Below are 19,871 nucleotides of genomic sequence, written 5' to 3' on the forward strand. Positions count from 1 at the left end.
TTCGACGGCCGCCTTACCGCCGGACGAGTGTAGGCCGAACAGCCCACCGAACAACTCATAGGCCAAACAGACGAATCACACCTAATTCCTGATAGACCCCTTTCGACTTGTCACACCGATCTTGCGGTAGACCCGGTAGAGGTGGTTGTCAACGGTACGTACGGTGATGCCGAGTTGGCTCGCGATGTGCTGGCTGCTGTGTCCCGCGGTGGCAAGGTGCGCGATGTCACGTTCCCGGTCGGTGAGCTGTGGAGTCCGACAGGCGAGGATGGCGGGTGTCATGACGCCCTCGCAGTGTCGAGCGAGTTGATGGCAGTGGTCGGCGGCCCGTCGCGCCTGGTCGGTGTTTGCGTTGCGTGACCACAGACGTGCCGCGTGCGCGGCGGCTTCGGCCGCGTGCAGGTACATGCCGAGGGAGTCGAACGCGGAACAGACCTGCTCGACGGCGGAGGCGTCGCGGGCGGCGAGGGCGTTGGCGTGTTCGGCGTAGATCGTGATGTGCGGGGCGTCCGTGGCGTCGGCCAGTTCGACGAGTCGGCTGGAGACGGCCGCGGACTGGCTGAGGCGTACCGGTAGGTGCAGCAGTTCCGCTTCCCAGAGCAGGGCTTGCTGGTGCCGGGCGTCTTCGGCCGCGCGCATCGCCTGTCGTGCGGCGTCGCGGAGGCGGCCCTGAGCGGCCAGAATCCAGGGTTGGGCCATCTGGAAGGCGAGGATGTGGAGAATACGGTAGGACTCCACGCGGGCCAGATGCGCCTCGTCGAGCAGTGTCCGCGCCTTGGCGGCGTTGCCCATCTGTGCCTCGGTGGTGGCCCACTCACCGAGCAACAGTGCCTGCTGGCCCCAGGTGGTGTCGTCGCGCAGAGTGGAGGCGGCTTCGCGCATGTGCCGCCGGGCCGTTCGCAGGCGTCCGCCGCGTGCGGCGATCCTGCCGAGATAGAACTGCCAGAGGCCCTGGTTGCCCACCCACTGGGAATCGTGCGCCTGCTGGAATTGAGCGATGGCGGTTGCTTCGGCTTCGCCCAAGTGTCCTGAGAATGCCTGGGCGTTGGACAGCCAGCTCAGCAGGCCGATGCGGAGCATGGGAAGCTCGTCCTCGCCCGACGTGATCGGCAAAGCCGATTCGATCACCTGTAACGCTGCGCTGGTTCGGCCGTGGCAGAAATGGTCGACGCACTCGGCGTAGCGGATTCTGAGGATCGTCGGCAGGTTCGGCGCTGCGCATCGCCGGGCCCGGATGATGGCCTCGGCGTAGGCCGGCCAATCGGCTTGCGTCGCGAGGAAAACAGCCTGCAAAGCAGCCAGTTCCGCGCGCGCGGCCACATCGGTGATCGTCGCCTCGGCACGGCGCAGCAATTCCACCGCGTCAGTGGGCCGGTCCAGGGACAGGTACATATTCGCGGCCCGCAGTTGCACCGAATGCAACTCATCGCGCTCGGGCGTGACGGTCTGCGGCAGGCCGCTGTGGACCTGCTCCGCCTGAACACCGTGCCCGGTGTACCCGAGTGCGACGGCCAGCGCACGCCGGGCCGGCGCACCGCCACCGGCATCGCAGGCCGCCTGAGCCAACCGTGCTGCCAGCGCGAAGTCCATCGTCGAGTTGGCGCGGTCGGCGGCGGACAGGAGGAAGCGCGGATCGGTGAGATCACCGCCTTCCAGGCGCCAGCCGCCGACCCGCGCCAGGTCCTCGCGCCGGCGCATGCCTGTCCGCTGGATCGCCTCGGCCAGCTCCCGGCAGTACCGTCGCCGCCGGTGAGGCGGCGTCTGCTGGCGCAGCACCTCACCGTAGAGTGGATGGGCCAGCCGGAGGCGCGTGCGCCGGCCGTCCTCCTCGCTGACGATGAGGTCCCGGCGGTCGAGTTCGTCCATCACGGCGGCGCTGGTGAGTTGTTCAAGGACCGTCACGCCGAGCGGTTCTCCCCATGCCAGTAGCTCGGCGGCGCGCTGTACCTCGGAAGGCAGTTGCCCGATGCGCCGGCCTACCAGGTCAACCAACTGCGTACTGAGCTGGACTGGTCCCTGCCAGTGCCATACCTCCGCCACGAGCGCCAGCGTTCCGGAGGCGAATCCCGCATCGACGAGCTGCTGTAACCACAGCACATTGCCGCCGCTGCTCTGCCACAGTCGGCACGCCGTCGAGGTCTGCACCGGCCCGCCCAGTGTCCGTTCCAGCAGGCGGCCGACGGAATCCGCGTCCAGTGGCGGCAGATCGACCCGGCTGGTGTAGTCGCCGCGCACCAGTGCCTCGATCGCGTCCGGCATCGGTACACCGGAGCGTGCGGTGAGAACGAGCTGTGTTCTGCGGCGTACGGCCAGATGCAGCAGCAAGGCCGCCGAACCGTCGTCCAGCAGATGCGCGTCGTCGACGAACAGGATCTGCTGCCCGTCGCCGACATCGGCAAGCAGTGAATCGGCCAGCACCCGCAGCAGATTGGGACGCCCGCTGGTGGCGGGCAATATCGCCGGTAACAGGTGAGCCAGAGCACCGAAAGGGATATGCGCGGCGCTGTCGGTGGCCGATGCCGTGATCACCCGCCGCTCGGACACCGCGCTCCGGGACAGCAATTCGCGGGCCAGTCGCGTCTTACCGACCCCGACCGGTCCCATGATCAGGAGTCCGGGCCGGGCTGGATCCTGCATCAGAGATGTCAATACGGCCAATGTTCCGTCCCGGCCTGTGAGCGGCCAGGAGCGAGGAGACAGACGAATCTGGCGTCCGAGACGCCCCGGCGATGCCGGACGTTCTTTCTGATCTTTCATCGGCAGCCCTTCCGCGCAAGATCAGCCCCACCCGCCGGACTCGCGGGCCTACGCCCGGGGTTGAGTATCGCATCGCCTACAACACGACGCACTGGCGCGTGGGACACGCGGAAATGATTTCTGGGTAATGCTGCCGATTGGTGCGTTCATCAGCGCGCTCTTGCGCCTGATGACGAGCGAAAGGTATCGCGCGACAGTCGGATCGAGTAACCGGCGGCCCGGATGGGGCCGACCGCGCGGAAAACCGGACAGCCTTGTGGCCGGTAAGACATGCCGCAACGGGTCCTGCCGACACGTCTCGGCATCCGGCACACCATGCCGGGGAAGACCACAGCCGTACCGTCCGCCCGCGCAAAGGCTCACGAGGCGGACGGCCACCCGGCTTCGACGAACAGCGGAACAGGGCGCGGCCGGCTCCCTCACCTGCGCCCGCCCGGACTCGCCGGGACGCGTTCCTACAGGTGCGGGAGAACGAAGTTGAATCCCTGTGCACGGTGGGCGCCACCGGCCGAGCAGACACCATCGGTCGGGTAGCCCCAGAAGAACATGGCGAAGCACTTCTCGCAGAAACGCCAGTTGCTCTGGGAGTACGCGTTCGCAGGCACATCATGCGGGAGAACGAAGTTGAATCCCTGCGCACTGTGCGCGCCACCGGCCGAGCAGACACCATCGGTCGGGTAACCCCAGAAGAACATGGCGAAGCATTTCGCACAGAAACGCCAGTTGGCCTGTGCGGTCGATGTCTCCGACTGGCTGTGCAGCAGGGTGAAATTGTACCCTTGCGCGGTGTGCCCGCCGCCGGCCGGGCAGACACCGTAATTCGGCTTGTAGCCCCAGAAATGCATCGCGAAGCACTTCGTGCAGAAACCCCAGCTGCTCTGGGTCGCCTGGGCTCCGGCCGGCTTGGCGGAAGCAGGGGCGGCGAAGGTGCCGGCCGCCGCCGTGGCTCCGACCAGACCTGCCGTCACACCAAGTGTTCTGGCGAGAAAGGCTCTTCGGCCCGATAACTCGATTTCATCCTGCTTCTTGAGCAAACCTTCTGATCGCCCCAGGACATCCACGAATTGATCCCTCCCTCAATTTATCGACGGAATTTATCCGCCGACGCGAAATGATTTGCCGCGCTCGACACCGCGACCCGAATGGGCCATCAGACGCAAGACCGCTGATGGATGCGCCAATCGGCAGCATTGCCCAGGAATCATTTCTGTGTGCTTCACACGGCAGTGAGAAAATAATCCTTGAGACCGCGCCGTGTCGTGAGTAATGCGATACTCAACCCCGGACGTGGGTGCCAGGGTCCGGCGGTTGGAGCTGATCTTGCGCGGGAGGGCTGCCGACGGCCCGCGAACCGCTGTCCCAGAGCGCGGTCTCCGAACGGCGAGTGATCAGCATCAGTCACCGGGAGCACCGCACATGTCTCCTTCGGCGACTTGGCGATCGCGGCGGGGACCGGATGCCGTCCATGTTCAGGATCATCGCCGAGGAAAAGCGATCTGACGTATCGTCAAGTACGCGTGAGCGGGGCCGTGTCCAGCACGAACCGGTTCCCGACGCTCACCCGGGGTTTCACCCGCTCGTGACGCCGGCGGCATCATGACCCGCCGCGATCAGCCGTTCCATGCCGATATCGCCTCACCGTATTGAGTGGTGTCGCAATGCGACTGTTGACGTGCCGTTTCCTTGTCATCGGATTTCCGGTTGAGATGCCGAGCGTACTTACTGGAGCGGCACGAGGGGTCGGGATGGAAGTGAGGGACCTGCATCACGCATACCGTCGGCGTGAGGTCTTGCGGGGCGTCAATCTGGACCTCACCTCCGGCGTTCTGGCCGGAATCGTCGGCGAGAACGGCGCGGGCAAGACGACCCTGTTGAAGATCCTCGCCGGAGAACTGCGTCCGCGTCGTGGCACGGTGCGTCACCAGGGCCGGTTCGGCTACTGCCCCCAGGATGTGGTGCTCAACGACGCCCTCACCGTGCGCCAGCACCTCGAATTCTTCAAGACCGCCTTCACACTGCCTGACCTGCGTCACGCCGAGGAGATCATGGAGATTCTGCGGTTCTCCGAGTATGCCGACGCGCGCGCCGGAGTGCTCAGCGGTGGCACCCGCCAGAAGCTGAATCTCACTCTCGCCCTGATGCACGACCCCCAGGTCCTGCTGCTGGACGAGCCCTACCAGGGCTTCGACTGGGACACCTACCAGCGGTTCTGGGACCTGGCCACCCGGCTGCGCGACGCCGGCCGCTCCGTCCTCGTGGTCTCCCACCTCGCCTACGACACCGAACGCCTCGACGAGCTCTGGCGCTTGGACTCGGGCGCTCTGCGTCAGGACACGGCGGCGTCGGCGTGAGAAGACACCTGAGCCTGTTCGCCACCGGCGCGGCCAAGGCCGGATTCGCCGCGCCGAGCGCCGCCGGGCAGCGCGACGCCGTGCTGGGCGCGCTGCGCGCCGCCGGTGTTCCGGCCGATTCGGTGCTGCACGCCCACCATCAGGATTCCCCATCCGCGAAGGAGCAGATATGAGCAGCAGTCCCTCAGAGGCGGTCCGGCCCGGGCCAATGGCACGGCCAAGTGGTGCGCCGCGCTTCTACTATCCCTTGCCGATGCCGGAGATCTCCCACATTCCTACGGACGTCGCGACGCAGGTGGCCGCCTGGAAGGAATCGTACGGGTTTCGCGAGAAGAGCCCGACGTCCCACATCCCCGGAACCATCCTGACCTGGTCTCTTGGCAGGTTCTCCACCAAGGAGACCAACAAGGCGGTGCTTTACGGCATCGGTTGTCTGATGGAATGGGCTCTCGCTCTCGACGACGATGTGCTGGATCACGCGCAGGCCCGCAGCCGGCCCAGCGAACTCATCCGTCTCGTATGCGAGATGACGCGCGTACTCGAATCCCCGGGATACCACCCGCCGGAAGATCAAAACTTCTTCATCGCCGCAGGACACGACGCGATGGAGCAACTGCGCGCGGAGTGCACGCCGACACAGATGGACCGCCTGAGCGCCGGACTCAGGCGACTGTTCATGAGCGCCGTGCATAAGCTGCATGTCGACGAACCCAGCGAGGACGAGTATCTTTCCCTGCGTTTTCAGGACTTCGGCAGCTCCGTCTACGCTGTTTTGATCGACATGTGCGGACCGGCCCCGACGCCGGACGAGGAATGGAACTCACCGGCGGTCCAGGCCGCCGTCGAGTGCGTAACCTTGTTGTGCGCGCTGGAGAACGATGTTTTCTCCTTCCACAAGGAAAAATCGGAAGGCCAGCCGGCTCCCAATTTTCTGGATGTCCTGCAAACGAATCGCGGACTCTCGTTCGACGAGGCCGTCGCCATGACAGTGGAGACGCGCGACCGTCTGATGCTTCTTTTCCTCCGCTTGCGTGAGCGCCTGATGGCCTCGGCCGGAGCACCGCTGCGGAACCTCATCGAACGACTCGGCCATTTCGTCATCACCAATACCGAAGTCACCCTGTGCGCCCCGCGCTACAACCCGCCGCCCGCGCAACCTCTCGCGCTGGAAGAGGTCATCAAAACGCCCGCGTGCTGGGCACAGTCACCATCGACCACCAACACCAGCCCTCTGCCGTATCCGAGCATCTCTTGGTGGTGGGACCACTGCTGAAAGCGTCCTGACGCGGTCGGCGACGACGTTCGAGAAACCGACCACTGGCAGGTCTCGCCGGGGTCGGCCGCGCCGGAGTGATCGTTGGTTCGGGTGTGCCGCGGCTGACATCCCAGGAGGCCTCTCACCCATTCGAGTATTATTGTCCGCATATGCCTGATGTTCGATGCGGCTGGCTCGATGGCCCTCCGGCGGAGCCGGACAGTGACGCGTGGTGCCGCCGACCGGCGCGCACGCGCTCGGAATCGACAGTCCGGCGCGACTGGATGGCGGCCGCACCGTGCCTCCACCGACGGAGGCGCTCACTTCTTTCCGCGTCACCTGGGGTGGCATGAGCGTAGAGGAGCACGAAGCCCGCACCGCGGCGGAGGTGGATCAAGCCCTGGAGGAGTTGGTACGGGCCACGGGCGCGCACATCGGCGCCGTATATCTACTGGTGCCGGAGGACCAGGTACTGCGCATGGTCGTGGTGACCGGCGTGTCCCAGAATGTGGCCAGGCCGTGGTCCCGAGTGGCACTGGCCGCACCGGTCCCGGTGGCCGAGGCGGCGCGCGAGAGGCGACACGTGTGGGTGGCCACCCATACCGAGCTGGCCCATCGCTTTCCGCGTACGGCGCTCGCGTTGCCTTACCACGTGGCCTTGAGCGTCGTGCCGCTGACGTCCGGAACCACCTGCTGGGGCGCCATGCTGCAGTTGTGGCCCGGTACGCATGCTCCCGAGCTCTCCCGCCAGGAAGCGCAGGCGATCGACGAGGGCCGCCGGCGAATCAGCAGCCTGCTGCGGCTGGCCGCGGCTGACGGGCATCCGATGCCGTCCACGGAGCTGCGTACGGTGGGCCCACCGCCCACCCGGCACGAAGAACCCGGAGCGGAGCTCACCGAGCGCTTTCCGGAAGGCACCTGCGCCCTCGACCTCACGGGCCGCATCACCTTCCTCAACAGGAAGGCCGCCGAATTGCTGGGAGCCAGCCGAAAGGATCTGCTGGGAGCCCGGCCATGGGAAGTCCTGCCCTGGCTGCACGACCCGATCTACGAGAATTCCTACCTGGCGGCGCTGTTCAGCCGTCTCCCCACATCCTTCATCGCCCTGCGGCCCACCGACTCCTGGCTGGCCTTCACTCTCTATCCCGACGCCACCGGCATCAGCGTGCGCATCACGCCCGCCGAGGCACCCACTGAGGATCACGAGCCGTTTCTGACCCCGCCGACCGCGGCGCAGGCTCGCCCCGGCGCCCTCTTCCATCTGCTTCATCTGTCCTCAGCTCTCACCGAGGCCGTCGGGGTCAAGGATGTGGCCGAGGCGGTCACCAACCAGATCATGCCCGTCATCAACGTCCAGGGTCTGGCAGTGCTCACCGCCGACGAAGGAAGGCTCCAGGTCATCGGCTCCCGCGGCTTCGCGCAGGGAGTCGCGGAGCATTTCGACGGCCTTCCACTGAGCTCGGAGGCCGCCAGCCTGCGGGCCATCCGGACCGGCATCCCCATGTTCTACGCGAACACCGAGGAACTCCGGCGCATCTATCCGCACATCGACCTGTACTCGGACATGGCCGCCTTCGCTTATCTGCCGCTCTTCGCCTCCGGCCGGACCATCGGTTGCTGCGTCCTGGGCTACGACCAGCCGCATCCCTTCTCGCCGGACGAGCGTGCCGGCCTCACCTCACTGGCCGGAGTGATCGCGCAGGCGCTGGAGCGGGCCCGGCTCTTCGACACCGAGAACCAGATCGCACGAGGTCTGCAGGCCGCTCTGCTGCCGCACGACCTGCCGCGGATCCCCGGCCTGGAGGTCGCCGCCCACTATCTCCCGGCGACTCGCGGCATGGACATCGGCGGCGACTTCTACGACCTCATCCGCCTGGACGACACCTCGGCCGCCGCTGTCATCGGTGATGTCCAGGGCCACAACGTCAATGCCGCCGCTCTCATGGGGCAGGTCCGTACCGCCGTCCACGCCCACGCCAGTGCGGGCGCTCCTCCGGACGAGGTTCTCGCGCGCACCAACCGCCTGCTGATCGATCTGAGGTCCAGCCTGTTCACGAGTTGCCTCTACGCCCACCTCGACCTGCGGCACAACCGGGCGCGTCTCGCCGCCGCCGGCCATCTGCCACCGGTGCTGTGCCATGCCGACGGCCATACGGAGATCCTGGACATACCGACCGGACTGCTTCTCGGTATCGAGCCGGAGGCCGAGTACCAGACCGTCGATGTGCCGCTGCCTCCCGGCGCCGTACTCGCGCTCTACACCGACGGCCTTGTGGAAGTGCCGGGCACAGATCTGGATATGACCATCAAAGAACTGGCCGCGCAGCTCGCGGAAGCAAGACCGCAGCCGCTGGACGTGCTCGCGAGGACTCTTGTCCGGCATGCCAGGCGGACCCGGCAATCCTCGCGGGGCAGCGACGACATCGCCCTCCTGCTCATCAAACCGGAGAAGCGCGGCGATTGACGGCGGTGGATCACGGATGGGCCTCACCACTCCGTCACTCCGGCACCGGACCCATGTCGGAGCACCCGCGGTGTGAGCCAGGGCCGGCCCCCGAGCGACCGGCTCCTTACCAGGGGACGGGGCCTTCGGCGTCGAAGTGGCCTCCGGTGGGGCCGTCGGGGCCCACCTGTGCCATACGGACGATGATCTCGGCGCCCTGTTCGACGGTCTGGATACCGGTGTTCCCGTTCAGGTCGGTCTTGGTGTAGCCGGGGTCCACCGCGTTGATCCGCATGCTCGGGAACGCCTTCGCGTACTGCACGGTGATCATGTTGACGGCGGTCTTCGAGGCCGGATAGGCGACGCCCGGGTAGGCGTAGGTCGGAGTGCCCTGGTCGGTGACCCGGGTCAGTGAGGCCAGGCCACTGCTGACGTTCACCACGACCGGAGCCGCGGAGCGCCGCAGCAGCGGGAGGAACGCGTGAATGACACGCACCGTGCCGAAGACATTCGTCGCGAACGTCCGCTGCGTGATGTCGGCGGTCACGTCGGCGGCGCCGATCACGTTGTTGTCGGTGTCCCGGCCTTCGACGCCCGCGTTGTTGATCAGTACATCCAGTCCGCCGCCGGCCTCGACGGCCTGGACCGCGGCGGCGACGGACGCGTCGTCGGTGACGTCGAGAAGGACCATGCGCGCGCCCAGCCGCTCGGCGGCAAGGCGTCCTCGCTCCGCGTCCCGGCTGCCGATGTAGACGGTGTGGCCTGCGGCGATGAGCTGACGGGCGGTCTCATGGCCCAAACCCTTGTTCGCTCCGGTGATCAGTGTTGTGGTCATGCCTCCACGATCCGGCGGCACAAGAGGATCAGCCAGACGTCTGATCTTCCTGGGACTACTGGTACCAGGAAGGTTCGCGGCCGGCGGGGCACACTGCTGGGTATGGCGACGGCGGATTTCGGAAAGGCGGTGCGGCGCTGGCGCGACCGGGTCTCACCCGAGGCGTCAGGACTGCCCACCGGCGGCGGGCAGCGGCGCGCGGCTGGACTGCGCCGTGAGGAATTGGCGATGCTGGCCGGGATCTCCGTCGACTACGTCACCCGTCTCGAACAGGGCCGCGCGTCCAACCCGTCGGCACAGGTCGTCGAAGCCCTGGCCAGGGCGCTGCGGCTGTCGGGCGACGAGCGGACGCACTTGTTCCGGCTGGCGGGACTGGCGCCGCCGGGGCCGGACACGGTCCCTACGTACATCACGCCGAGCGTCCAGCGGCTGCTGGACCGCCTGTCCGGGACCCCTGTCGCGGTCTACGACGCGACCTGGACGCTCCTTGTGGCCAATCCGCCGTACGCGGCGCTGATGGGTGATCCGTCCGGATGGCGCGGCAACCAGCGCAACGGCGTGTGGCGCAACTTCCTCGGCCCGCCCGGCCGCGTGCGGCTCACCCGGCAGTCCCGGCGCGCGCTCGAAGCCGCGGTGGTCGCCGACCTGCGCGTGGCCGCCGGCCGCTATCCCGCCGACCAGCGGCTGCGCCGGCTGGTCGCGGAGCTGCGAGCGAGCAGTGACCGGTTCGCCGAGCTGTGGGATTCCGGCGCTGTCGGCCACCACGAGGCCGCGCGCAAGACCATCGACCATCCACACGTGGGCGCACTGACACTGGACTGCGACGTGCTCACCGTGGAGGGCAGTGACCTGCGCATCATGATCTACACGGCCGAGCCCGGCACCCGGGAGGCCGATCGTCTCGCCCTGCTCACCGTGCTCGGCACCCAGACACTCGTCGGATAGGGCTGTCCCGTCATCCCTGGTGGATCAGCACGCGGCGCGCCGGGCGTCCGCGCGCCGCGCGGTCATGGTGCGGGTTTGCTAAGTGGCGGGGCCCTCCGTATCGTACCGGAGCAGTAAGTGGCGCGGTCCGCCACTTAATCGCCGCAGGCCATCCGAGGAGCACCATGTCCGCAGATTCCGCGCCCGTCCTGGTCACCGGCGCCACCGGCCGGCAGGGCGGCGCCACCGCCCGCGCCCTGCTCGCGGCGGGCGTTCCCGTACGAGCCCTGGTCCGCGACCCGGCGGCCGACCGGGCGAAGGCCATCGAGGCGCTCGGCGCCGAGCTCGTCACCGGCGACCTCCGCGACCGCGACTCCGTACGCCGGGCCGCCGACGGGGCCCGCGCGGTCTTCTCGGTACAGATGCCCGACATGAACGACCTCCGGGGCGACTCCGAGTGGGTCCAGGGACGCGACCTGGTCGACGCCGCGCGGGACGCGGGAGTGGCGCAGTTCGTGCACACCTCCGTCTCCGGCGCGGGGCAGCACCGCACCGCGCCCGGCTGGGCGGAGGGCCGCTGGGCGGTGATGGAGCACTACTACGAGACCAAGACCGCGATCCAGGACCGGGTCCGTGAAGCGGGTTTCCGGCACTGGACGCTTCTGAAGCCGGGCTTCTTCATGGAGAACTTCCTGCCGCCGTCGTTCCTCCTCCCCAACGGCGCCGAGGGCGGCCTGGTGACCCTCGTCAAGCCCGGCACCGAGCTCTCCCTCGTCGCGGTCGCCGACATCGGCACGGCCGCCGCCGCGGCCATCGCCGACCCGGAACGGTTCCACGAGGTCGAGCTGGAACTGGCAAGTGAACGCCTGCCGATGACCCGGATCGCCGAGGTCCTCTCCCGCGCGCTGGGCACCGAGCTGGCCGCACCGTCCATGACGGCGGACGAGGCACTCGCCGCCGGAATGCCGGAGTTCGGTGTCATGCACGAATGGCAGAACGAGATCGGCCATCCCGCGCGCCCCGCGTACGCGCGGGCCCTCGGCATCCCGCTCACCAGCTTCGCGCAGTGGGCCGAGGAACACCTGCGCCCCGGGGCCTGAGCGCCCGCCACCGCCGCCCGGCCCTTGGCGTGGCGCTTCAAGAGGCGCGTAGTGCCTCCACCGCGATACGGGCGGTGGTACCGATGACGGCGTCGGCCGCGGGGAGGGTGGCCGCCGTGCCGGCCGCGCGGGTGAAGACGGCGACGGCGTAACGGCCACCGTCCGGGTACTCGATGACGCCCACTTCGTTGCGTACGGTCGGCAGGCTGCCGGTCTTGCCGGCGATCCGCACATCGTCGAAGGGAAAGCCGGACGCCAGGCGGTGCGGCCAGACTTGCAGGCCGAGGAGACGGCGGATGGCGGCGCTGTGTCCGGCGTCGCATGCTTCGTCGCGCCAGATGGCGCTGAGCAGGCTGGTCATGTCGCGCGGGGTGCTGCGGTTGGTACGGGCCGGGTCGAGGGCTCTGAGCCGGGCGATGACATACGGGTCGCGCAGTGCTTGAGTACCGCCCGGGCCCGCGTCCTGCCTGATGGTGGTGAGCAGTTGGCGGAAGGTGTGGGTGGCGTGCGTGCGGGTGAGACCAAGCCGCCTTGTGGTGTGGTTGACGGCATCGAGGCCGATGCGATCCAGGAGGAGATCCGCGGCGGTGTTGTCATTGACGGCCACCATCAGGTACGCCATGTCGCGCAGCGACATACGGACGGGGTCGAGCATGGCGGCGATTCCGGTGGGGCCGTAGGTGCGGTCGTCCGGCCGGCATTCGCTCTGTTCGGCCAGGTCAAGTCGCCCGGTCGCGGCGTGCTGGTGGAGAGTGACGAGCAGACAGAGTTTGTGCACGCTGCTGGTGACGACCGAGTGGTCCGCTCGCACACTGATCTCTGTGCCGGCGTCGATGTCGCGAGCGTGCAGCCAGCCTCTGACTCCCGCTTCGGCGAAGGCCGCGTCAACGCGGCTGACGGAGGTGGTCACAGCCAGTACTCCGCTGTCGGACGCAGATGGAGTGGCCGCGGCACAGCGGCGGTGACAGGCGCCGCGTTCCGCAGCGCGTGCGTGGCCGCTTCCGTGAACACACTGACGGCGGTGTCGCCGCGTCCCGTGGGCCGTGCGACCGAATGGCGCCAGTCCAAGGGTGCGTCGGTGAGCGGACGCCAGGCGAGATCCGGGTCCTGGTCGGCGGCCAGGGCGAGGTGGGTGTCTCGTGGGCCGAAGGCGACGGCGTGTACGGAAAGGAGCAGGCCACGGATGAATGTGGCGCCCTCGCCGTGCCGCACGGTCGCGGGAGTGAAGCCGTTGCCGGCGCAGGTGATCAGGATGTCGTCGTGCAGCGCCGGGGCGTTGGTGCGCGGGAAGAGGATCAAGTCATATCCGCTGAGAGCGGCCAGGGACACCTCGTCCAGCTCGGCCGCCGGGGCTCCGCGCGGCAGAAGCACACCGACCTCACGGCGCAGGACGGGACCCAGCTCCAGCCCGGAGATGTCACAGGGATGCTGGACGAGTCCGACATCCAGCTCACGCACGCTGAACTGGACAAGCTGCTGAGCGGTCGACAGCTCGCGCAGTTCCAGCTCCACGCCTGGGAGGCGGTCGCGGAACTCCGCGAGGATCGCGGCGACCGTTTCGCCCGCGATATCGGGTGGCAGCGCCGCGCGCAGCAGTCCGCTCTCGCCGTCCCGGATGCGGCGGGCCGTGGCCATCAACGCCTCGGAGCGAGAGAGCAGTTCACGGGCCTCGTCCAGTAGCAGCGTTCCGGCCTTGGTGATCGCCACACGTCGACTGCTGCGCTCGAACAAGCGCACCCCGAGCTCGCGTTCCAGGCGCTGTATGCGCTGCGACAACGGAGGCTGAGCCATCCCCAGGCGCGCCGCGGCCCGACCGAAATGTGACTCTTCCGCAACAACAACAAAGCACTCCAGATGGCGCACCAGGTCCATGAGCAGCAATGATATTCCAGATTAATCGATATGGGCGCGATATCTGACTTGGACATGACGTCAAGGACTCTGTTCTGCTTGCGGCATGCCCCTGCCCCCGTCACCAGGAGATATGACGTGGCCGGCCGGGCATGAAGCAGCGTTGCGGCGTATGAAGGAGACCTCAATGGCGGGCCGATCCCCCCACACATCCCAGCAGAACGACCCGCCGACGGAAGCCACCGGCAACGAAAGCGCTCCGGCTTCTACGGCCTTCGACGAAACGCCCACCGAACCGTCCAAGGAGAAGTCGTCGTCACCGACGGACGCCACGGAAGAGCGGCCGGCGCACAGAGCGGACGACAGCGCGACCTCGGCCACGTCCGCAGCGGCATCCGCGTTATCGAGCGCCAAGTCCCCGGCCCCGGGCCCTTCCGATGCCTCGCGCCCAACCGGCGACAGCGCGAGCTCTCCTCCCGACACGGCCACGGACGCGGCCGACGCTGACGCTGACGCTGACGACGGGACAGCAGCGGAGAACAACACCGAAGCGACCACAACCGCGGCCGCGAGTGCCGACACCACATCGGACATCACCCAGCAGGTCGCGGCACCGACCGTCGCGGACCAGGCCACCGCACCCGTCGGACCCTCCGTCGGCCGGAAAACCGGCGACTCCGCGAACACCTCCGCCGGGCCGGCCTCGAACACGCCCGACGGTGCCGGCGATCCAGACGCCGACGCCGGCACACTCGTGGCGGTGAACTCCATGGCCCCGCCGCAGGCCACGCCGCCCGAGCCGGCGGCGGACAACCGTCCCGAGCTGGACGCCTCCATGCCTCCGGCCAAGGCCGAGACCGCGGCGACCGACCAGGCTCCGGGAACCTTCTCCGGCCAGGACGGCGCCGGGACGCCGGCCGAAGGCCAGGGCCCTGAACAGGACGCACGGCCCCCACTCGACCTGCTCGCACAGCTCACCAACACGCCTGCGCCGCCCGCCTCCCGGACCCGCACTCTGGCGCGCAGGATCAAGATCTGGACCCCGCTCGTGGCGCTCCTCGTGCTTGTCTTCCTGACCGTGCAGATACTCCGCCCGCTCCCGGAGCCGGCCTTTGTCCTCGGCGAGACCACATCCTCCTTCACCGTCGAAGGCAGCCGGCTTTCCATCCCGTGGCCCGCGAAGGGACAGGCCGCCGTCACCGTCGTGGGCTCGGGCACCATCGGGACGTCCGGAGAAGAAAAGCCCGTCCCGACAGCGAGTATCGCCAAGATCATGACGGCCTATGTGATCCTCCGTGACCACCCTCTCCAGAAGGACGAGAAGGGCCCTCAGATCACGGTCGACGCCCAGACCGTGGAAGACGGCAAGTCCGAGGACGAATCGCGTATCGAGGGCCTCGACGCGGGCCAGGCGTTCGGCGAGCAGGACATGCTGAAGATGCTGATGATCCCGTCGGGCAACAACATCGCTCGGTTGCTGGCTCGTTGGGACACCGGATCCCAGGACGAGACAGCGTTTGTCGGAAAGATGAATGACGCGGCCAAGGCCCTCGGCATGAAGAACACCATCTACACCGATCCCAGCGGCCTGGACAAGGAAACCGTCAGCACGGCCGTCGACCAGCTCAAACTGGCCGAGGAGGTCATGAAGTCCGACGCCTTCCGCGCGATCGTCGCCCTGCCCAACGCCGACATCCCGGGTCTCGGACGCATCTACAACAACAACGACCGTCTGATCATGGCCGGACTGAGTATCAGAGGCATCAAGACCGGCTCCAACACACCGGCCGGAGGCACGTTGTCGTGGGCTGCCTACAAGACCGTCGACGGCAAGGACCGGCTGATCCTCGGGACGATGATGGAACAGCGTGCCACCGGCGCTGACCCCAACGGCGCCAACAGCCTCGTCCTGGTGCAGGACAACAGCAAGAGGGTCATCGAGGCGGTACGTAACGCCCTCACCTCCGCCACCGCGGTGAGCAAGGGCCAGGTCCTCGGTTATGTCGACGACGGCCTCGGCGGCCAGACACCGGTCGTGGCCACCGAGGACCTCAAAGCGGTCGGCGTCCCCGGCCAGAAACTGCGCCTCACCGTCAGCAACGGTGACATTCCTCGCACAGCGAAGGCCGGTGCTGTGTTCGGCGAGTTGGCCGTTGGCACCGGAGCCGAGGCGCACAAGGTGCCGGTGGCGTTCAAGACCGATCTCACAGAACCGTCCCTCGGCGCGAAACTGACCCGGCTCGGATAAACGCACTGGCCGAGCCACGCGGCCTCCCCACCGCTACGGGACAGCCCTGAGCGGAGAGGACCTCGGTGTGCGGGCCCGGAGCTCGGCCGCCGGCCCGCGACGCGCGCGGGATGTGACCGCCGGCGGCCGACAGCTCCAGGAGGTCAAGGTGCCTTCTGAGCGGCCGGCCGGAGGCAGACCCTCCGCGTCAGGAACCCTCAATCCGCTGATACCACGTGTCGCCGACGACCATGTCCCGAACTCCTCGCGATTCGCAGTAGAGCACAAGGTCGGACATGCGGTTGATGAATCCCTCTCCGTTGAAGTTCAACGATGTGTTGCACAGGACGCCGACTCCTCGCTTGGCTGCGAACGCGGAGAGCAGTTCATGCAATTGCGGATTGCCCGAGTCCCGTACGGTCTGGACTCGCGCCGTGCCGTCCACGTGAGTCACGGCTCGCAGGCCACTGGATTCCCGTACGTGCCGGAAGTACAGCATGTGCGGATCCTCGAAGTCTTCGTGGAAGACCGTCGCGAGATCCTCGACACGGCAGCATGGTGCGATGGGCCGATAGTCCTCGCGCTGCTTGATGGCGTTGAGCCGGTCGCGGGCAGCCGCGCCGAACGGCTCGGTCAGGAGAGATCGGTTGCCCAGTGCGCGCGGCCCGATCTCCCATCGGCCCTGTACCCACGCGACGACCCGGCCGGCGGCCAGGGCTGCCGCCAAGGCGTCATGGTCGAGTGGACAAGACCGCCAGCGGGACGCGTCGGGCCGTGTGTCGCTGACGAAGTCGAGTCCGCTGTACACACTCCACTCGATGTGGGGATCACCCGTGAATGTCGAGAGCGCGTCGATGGCGGTACCCAACGCCGAACCGGAGTCGTTGGTGCATGGAGCGACGAAGACCGATGAGAAGTGGCCGAGTTCAGCCCATTGGCTGTTCCAGTCGCAGTTCAGTCCGCATCCTCCGGAGATGTACAGCGGGCTGCCTGCCGGCATGTGCTCGCGCGCGACCTGGGCGAACGTCTCGAAGAGGCGCTCGGTCAGCAGCGCGGCAGCGGTCTTGCATTCGATCGACTCAACGCCGGCGTTGTACAGGACCGAGTCCCGGTACTCGTCCTTGGGCGCCGGATACATCGAGTCCTGCTTCAGGATCCGCTCGACGACGTGTTTTATGTCGGGACTCGCGTCGTCCGCGTTTCCGAACGCCGCCAGGGCCATCAGCTTGCCGGCGTCGTTCAGGCGTGGCTTCCCTCCGGAGTCGGGGAAGGTCGGGTCGGCGAGCCCGAAGAGGAACGAATATCGCGCACCAGGCCCCGTCATGACCGGTATCTTGCGGACGATCCGTTGCTGGGAGTCAACGAGATAGAAGGCGCCGACGTCCCCCTCCCAGACGAGGACCGACCGCACGGGGCTGGAATCCCTCGGAGCCATTCCCAGCGCCATGTAGATGTGCGATCGCTCGTGCGTCGAGGTGAAGAACCGGACCTCTTTGCCGAAGAAGCGTGAGGTGGTGACGGTGGGCTCGTTCGTGCCCTCATAACCGGCACCGGTATACGAGATACGCGTCGGTCGCAGGTCGCTCCAGCCACCAAGAGCCACCACGTCCGGCACGGCGTCGAGTCGCTCGGCGATGTCGAGGATTGTCGTCGGCAGCAAGGACGTGTACCGCGGACGCGAGTCCTTCTCCGACTCAAGCGAGTAGAGCAACCGCCGATTGTCGATCGCGGCGACAGCGCCGTCGTGACCCGGCTTAAGTGCAACGACGAGCATTCCGATCCTTCCCACGCATTGGACCATCGTCGATGGTCGGGTCTGACCCGCTCCGGCCCACGTCGGCGGCGGGCCCGCCCCCGTCACGGTGTCGCCAACGCCGCTCAGGGCTGTCCCGTCATCCCTGGTGGATCAGCGCGCGGCGTCAGATGGAGGGGGCACCTCCCGGGCCGTTCAGGCAACGGGAGAGCATCGCGAGGCGACGGGACGCCCGCATACAGGATGTACTCAGGCGTTCCGACAACCCGGCGAGGCGCCGTGGCTTTCGTCGCACGCCCGCCGGGGATGACGGGACAGCGCTCAGCCCCGCGACGGCGCCTGCGGCTCGGGGTCCGCGTGCATCGTGACGTAGTTGGTCCCGATCCATTCCCCGAACGTCGCGGTCTCGGCGTCGAGGCTGACGTCAAGGCCGTACGACCGGGCCTTGGGAACCGAGAACGCGAAGTCGGTCGAAGGACGCAGGAAGAAGACGCTCGACGTGCGGTCACTGCCCGCCCGCATACTGGCGTCCGGGGCTATGACGTGGTGGTTGGGTGCGGGCACCGCGCCCTGAGTGGCCAGTGGCGCGATGGCGCCGCACAGCACGATCGCGGCGTCCGGCACGGCCGGCAGATTCACCATCTCGCCGCCGATCTCGGCCTGCAGGCTCACAAAGCCGTTGGCGCACGGAGTCTGGTGGATCAGTGTGACGATGGACAGGTCGTAGTGCGGCGCCATCCGCCTCGGCTCCCGCTCCGCGGCGCGGTGCTCCGGGACCTCGGGGAAGTACCGCAACCTCAGGACGGGGTCGCAGTCCAGCAGTGTGTCCATGTCTCCGGCGTCGTACGTCCCGGTCGCGTTCAGAACCACTCGCGCGGTCTCCTGCGCGGCGGTGTAGAGGCGGTCGAAGTAGTCCGTCCACACCGCGTCGAACTGTTGCGAAGGGAAGAGATTGTCTGAATTCCCCATCGAGAAAGACATCGAATAGTCCGTGTACGTACCAGTTTTGGTCACCTGGGCCGTGCTCTCGGCTTCCAGTGCGGAGTATCCCCGGCGCATGGTCGGGATATTCGTGGTCACGGCCTGCTTCTCCTCCGGAGTGCCGTGCTCGAAGAAGTCCATCGCCGTGTCCGTGGCCAACTGGTGGTCTTTGTCCAGCACACCGTAATCGGTGAGGTAGAAGACCCCCGTCTCCGTCACACACCTGCGGAACTTTTCCTGGTCGGTGCCCTTCCGCAATTCAGCAAGGCTGAAGAGTGGTACCGTCGTGTCCGCCATTTCACCTGCTCCTTCTCAGTTTTCCCAGCACCTCCGACAGCCGATCGGCCTCGGCTTCGGTTCATACGGGCGGATACTGGCGCATCCGACCGCGCGTTCCCTGCCGCCCGGCGCGGATCTCGTCCTCAGCCGGCGGATCGGCGATCAGTCATAGAAAAGTAGTGCACGCATTTCCAGAGAAGTTCGCAAATGTCCGGTGACAGGCCCTTTTTCATCGAAGAAAGCCGTGTGCGGACAGAGACCTGCTACGTCGATCAAGTCGCGCCGCGCCGTTCCTTCGCCGACAAGTGCCACATCGCGACTCGCGCTGTCGTAGCATTTGAAGAATATTACTTCGTCGGGCGAGAGCGATCCCCAGTAGTACCACCGATGTCCGGGGTTGTACTTCACAGAGTAGTTCTCGCGATCTTTGAGCCAGGCGGGAAAATGCAACCGCGTGGCCACTAAATCGGCAGAAAGATCCAACGACCGGTAGTCACACACGGCAAGCGGAAAGTTGCGAACTGGCTCGACCAATGGTCGCCAGATATTGATGATTTGAAACCTACGAAATTGACGCCGTGGCCCACCATGGCCCATGGCGCGGGCGTGGGCGCTCTTCGGACTCTGATCGACATGGACGCGCAAATGCGGCGATTGATGGGACGAATCACCAGGAACGTCCGCATCCTCTCGCCTCAGAGTGGCATCGAAGAATTCGACCGCGTCAGCACCGGTGAGAGATTTCAACAGCTCTCCCGTTTCCTGCTGATACCGCTCAAGTGACGATGCGGAGCCCTCCACCAGAGCTCGTTGATCCACGCCTGTGGAGGACACGATCTTTTCGAAACCCATATTGTCGAGCTTCGGCTGAACAGCGCTGTCGCGTAAATCGTTGATCACCGTCTCGACGGCGATCTTACGAAAGTTGAAGAGTACCTCGGGTGGCTGTGACACGGCATCGATGCACCAGTCGTCGTCCCGACCCGTCGATGTGAGCGGCGCAGCATAGTACAAGAGACTCGATACGGTTGGCATGAGAACCTCTTCTCCTAAGCCTCTGAAACTCCCCTTATTGCCACCCGAACACGAAAGCGCGCGGATTGGTAGGAATTCCC

General features: G+C 66.8%; 15 protein-coding genes. 7 read left to right on the forward strand and 8 right to left on the reverse strand.

Annotated features, from left to right (window positions below):
- Nucleotides 1-81 precede the first annotated feature (81 nt).
- Both PV679_RS22735 and PV679_RS22740 read right to left on the reverse strand, forming a co-directional pair.
- Nucleotides 82-2,757 carry a helix-turn-helix transcriptional regulator gene (locus PV679_RS22735; protein WP_319682201.1) on the reverse strand — a complete coding sequence of 892 codons (2,676 nt, stop codon included), beginning with the start codon at nucleotides 2,755-2,757 and terminating at the stop codon, nucleotides 82-84.
- Nucleotides 2,758-3,212: 455 nt separating this feature from the next.
- On the reverse strand, nucleotides 3,213-3,818 hold the full coding sequence (locus PV679_RS22740) for a hypothetical protein (protein ID WP_319682202.1): 606 nt from the start codon (nucleotides 3,816-3,818) through the stop codon (nucleotides 3,213-3,215).
- A 684-nt stretch (nucleotides 3,819-4,502) separates the two neighbouring features.
- Between PV679_RS22740 and PV679_RS22745 the strand changes: the two genes are divergently transcribed.
- The 4 genes from PV679_RS22745 to PV679_RS22760 all read left to right on the forward strand — a co-directional run bounded on the left by PV679_RS22745 (nucleotide 4,503) and on the right by PV679_RS22760 (nucleotide 8,827).
- Nucleotides 4,503-5,108 (forward strand): ABC transporter ATP-binding protein, encoded by a 606-nt coding sequence (locus PV679_RS22745; protein WP_319682203.1) that lies wholly within the window; start codon nucleotides 4,503-4,505, stop codon nucleotides 5,106-5,108.
- Entirely contained in the window at nucleotides 5,105-5,281 is a 177-nt protein-coding gene (locus PV679_RS22750; RefSeq protein WP_319682204.1) for a hypothetical protein, read from the forward strand. Before PV679_RS22745 ends, PV679_RS22750 begins: the two co-directional genes overlap by 4 nt.
- Nucleotides 5,278-6,381 (forward strand): terpene synthase family protein, encoded by a 1,104-nt coding sequence (locus tag PV679_RS22755; protein ID WP_319682205.1) that lies wholly within the window; start codon nucleotides 5,278-5,280, stop codon nucleotides 6,379-6,381. Before PV679_RS22750 ends, PV679_RS22755 begins: the two co-directional genes overlap by 4 nt.
- Before the next feature lie 331 nt (nucleotides 6,382-6,712).
- Complete coding sequence (locus PV679_RS22760; protein ID WP_319682206.1) at nucleotides 6,713-8,827, forward strand: SpoIIE family protein phosphatase; 2,115 nt, start codon at nucleotides 6,713-6,715, stop codon at nucleotides 8,825-8,827.
- A 106-nt stretch (nucleotides 8,828-8,933) separates the two neighbouring features.
- On the opposite strand, the gene PV679_RS22765 is transcribed toward PV679_RS22760, so the two are convergent.
- Nucleotides 8,934-9,641, reverse strand: coding sequence for an SDR family NAD(P)-dependent oxidoreductase (locus tag PV679_RS22765; protein ID WP_319682207.1), 708 nt, complete (start codon nucleotides 9,639-9,641; stop codon nucleotides 8,934-8,936).
- Between the two features lie 102 nt (nucleotides 9,642-9,743).
- Between PV679_RS22765 and PV679_RS22770 the strand changes: the two genes are divergently transcribed.
- Nucleotides 9,744-10,586: a helix-turn-helix transcriptional regulator gene (locus PV679_RS22770; protein ID WP_319682208.1), complete on the forward strand. Its 843-nt coding sequence runs from the start codon at nucleotides 9,744-9,746 to the stop codon at nucleotides 10,584-10,586.
- Between the two features lie 164 nt (nucleotides 10,587-10,750).
- Nucleotides 10,751-11,665 (forward strand): NmrA family NAD(P)-binding protein, encoded by a 915-nt coding sequence (locus PV679_RS22775; protein WP_319682209.1) that lies wholly within the window; start codon nucleotides 10,751-10,753, stop codon nucleotides 11,663-11,665.
- A 37-nt stretch (nucleotides 11,666-11,702) separates the two neighbouring features.
- On the opposite strand, the gene PV679_RS22780 is transcribed toward PV679_RS22775, so the two are convergent.
- Nucleotides 11,703-12,575, reverse strand: a complete 873-nt coding sequence (locus PV679_RS22780; RefSeq protein ID WP_319682210.1) for a serine hydrolase — start codon at nucleotides 12,573-12,575, stop codon at nucleotides 11,703-11,705.
- Nucleotides 12,572-13,537 carry a LysR family transcriptional regulator gene (locus PV679_RS22785; protein ID WP_319682211.1) on the reverse strand — a complete coding sequence of 322 codons (966 nt, stop codon included), beginning with the start codon at nucleotides 13,535-13,537 and terminating at the stop codon, nucleotides 12,572-12,574. Before PV679_RS22785 ends, PV679_RS22780 begins: the two co-directional genes overlap by 4 nt.
- Before the next feature lie 166 nt (nucleotides 13,538-13,703).
- On the opposite strand from PV679_RS22785, the gene PV679_RS22790 reads away from it, so the two are divergent.
- Complete coding sequence (locus tag PV679_RS22790) at nucleotides 13,704-15,764, forward strand: D-alanyl-D-alanine carboxypeptidase (RefSeq protein WP_319682212.1); 2,061 nt, start codon at nucleotides 13,704-13,706, stop codon at nucleotides 15,762-15,764.
- 187 nt (nucleotides 15,765-15,951) lie between these two features.
- Here PV679_RS22790 and cmcH read toward each other — a convergent pair whose 3' ends face one another.
- From cmcH to PV679_RS22805, 3 genes are all read right to left on the reverse strand, one after another.
- Entirely contained in the window at nucleotides 15,952-17,517 is a 1,566-nt protein-coding gene (gene cmcH, locus PV679_RS22795) for a 3'-hydroxymethylcephem-O-carbamoyltransferase (RefSeq protein WP_319682213.1), read from the reverse strand.
- A gap of 300 nt (nucleotides 17,518-17,817) precedes the next feature.
- The gene (locus PV679_RS22800; protein WP_319682214.1) at nucleotides 17,818-18,774 is read right to left on the reverse strand and encodes a 2OG-Fe(II) oxygenase family protein; all 957 of its coding nucleotides are present in this window, start codon (nucleotides 18,772-18,774) and stop codon (nucleotides 17,818-17,820) included.
- 144 nt (nucleotides 18,775-18,918) lie between these two features.
- On the reverse strand, nucleotides 18,919-19,791 hold the full coding sequence (locus PV679_RS22805) for a CmcJ/NvfI family oxidoreductase (RefSeq protein WP_319682215.1): 873 nt from the start codon (nucleotides 19,789-19,791) through the stop codon (nucleotides 18,919-18,921).
- Nucleotides 19,792-19,871: the final 80 nt, after the last annotated feature.

This window comes from Streptomyces sp. AK02-01A, from assembly GCF_033795305.1.
GTDB lineage: Bacteria > Actinomycetota > Actinomycetes > Streptomycetales > Streptomycetaceae > Streptomyces.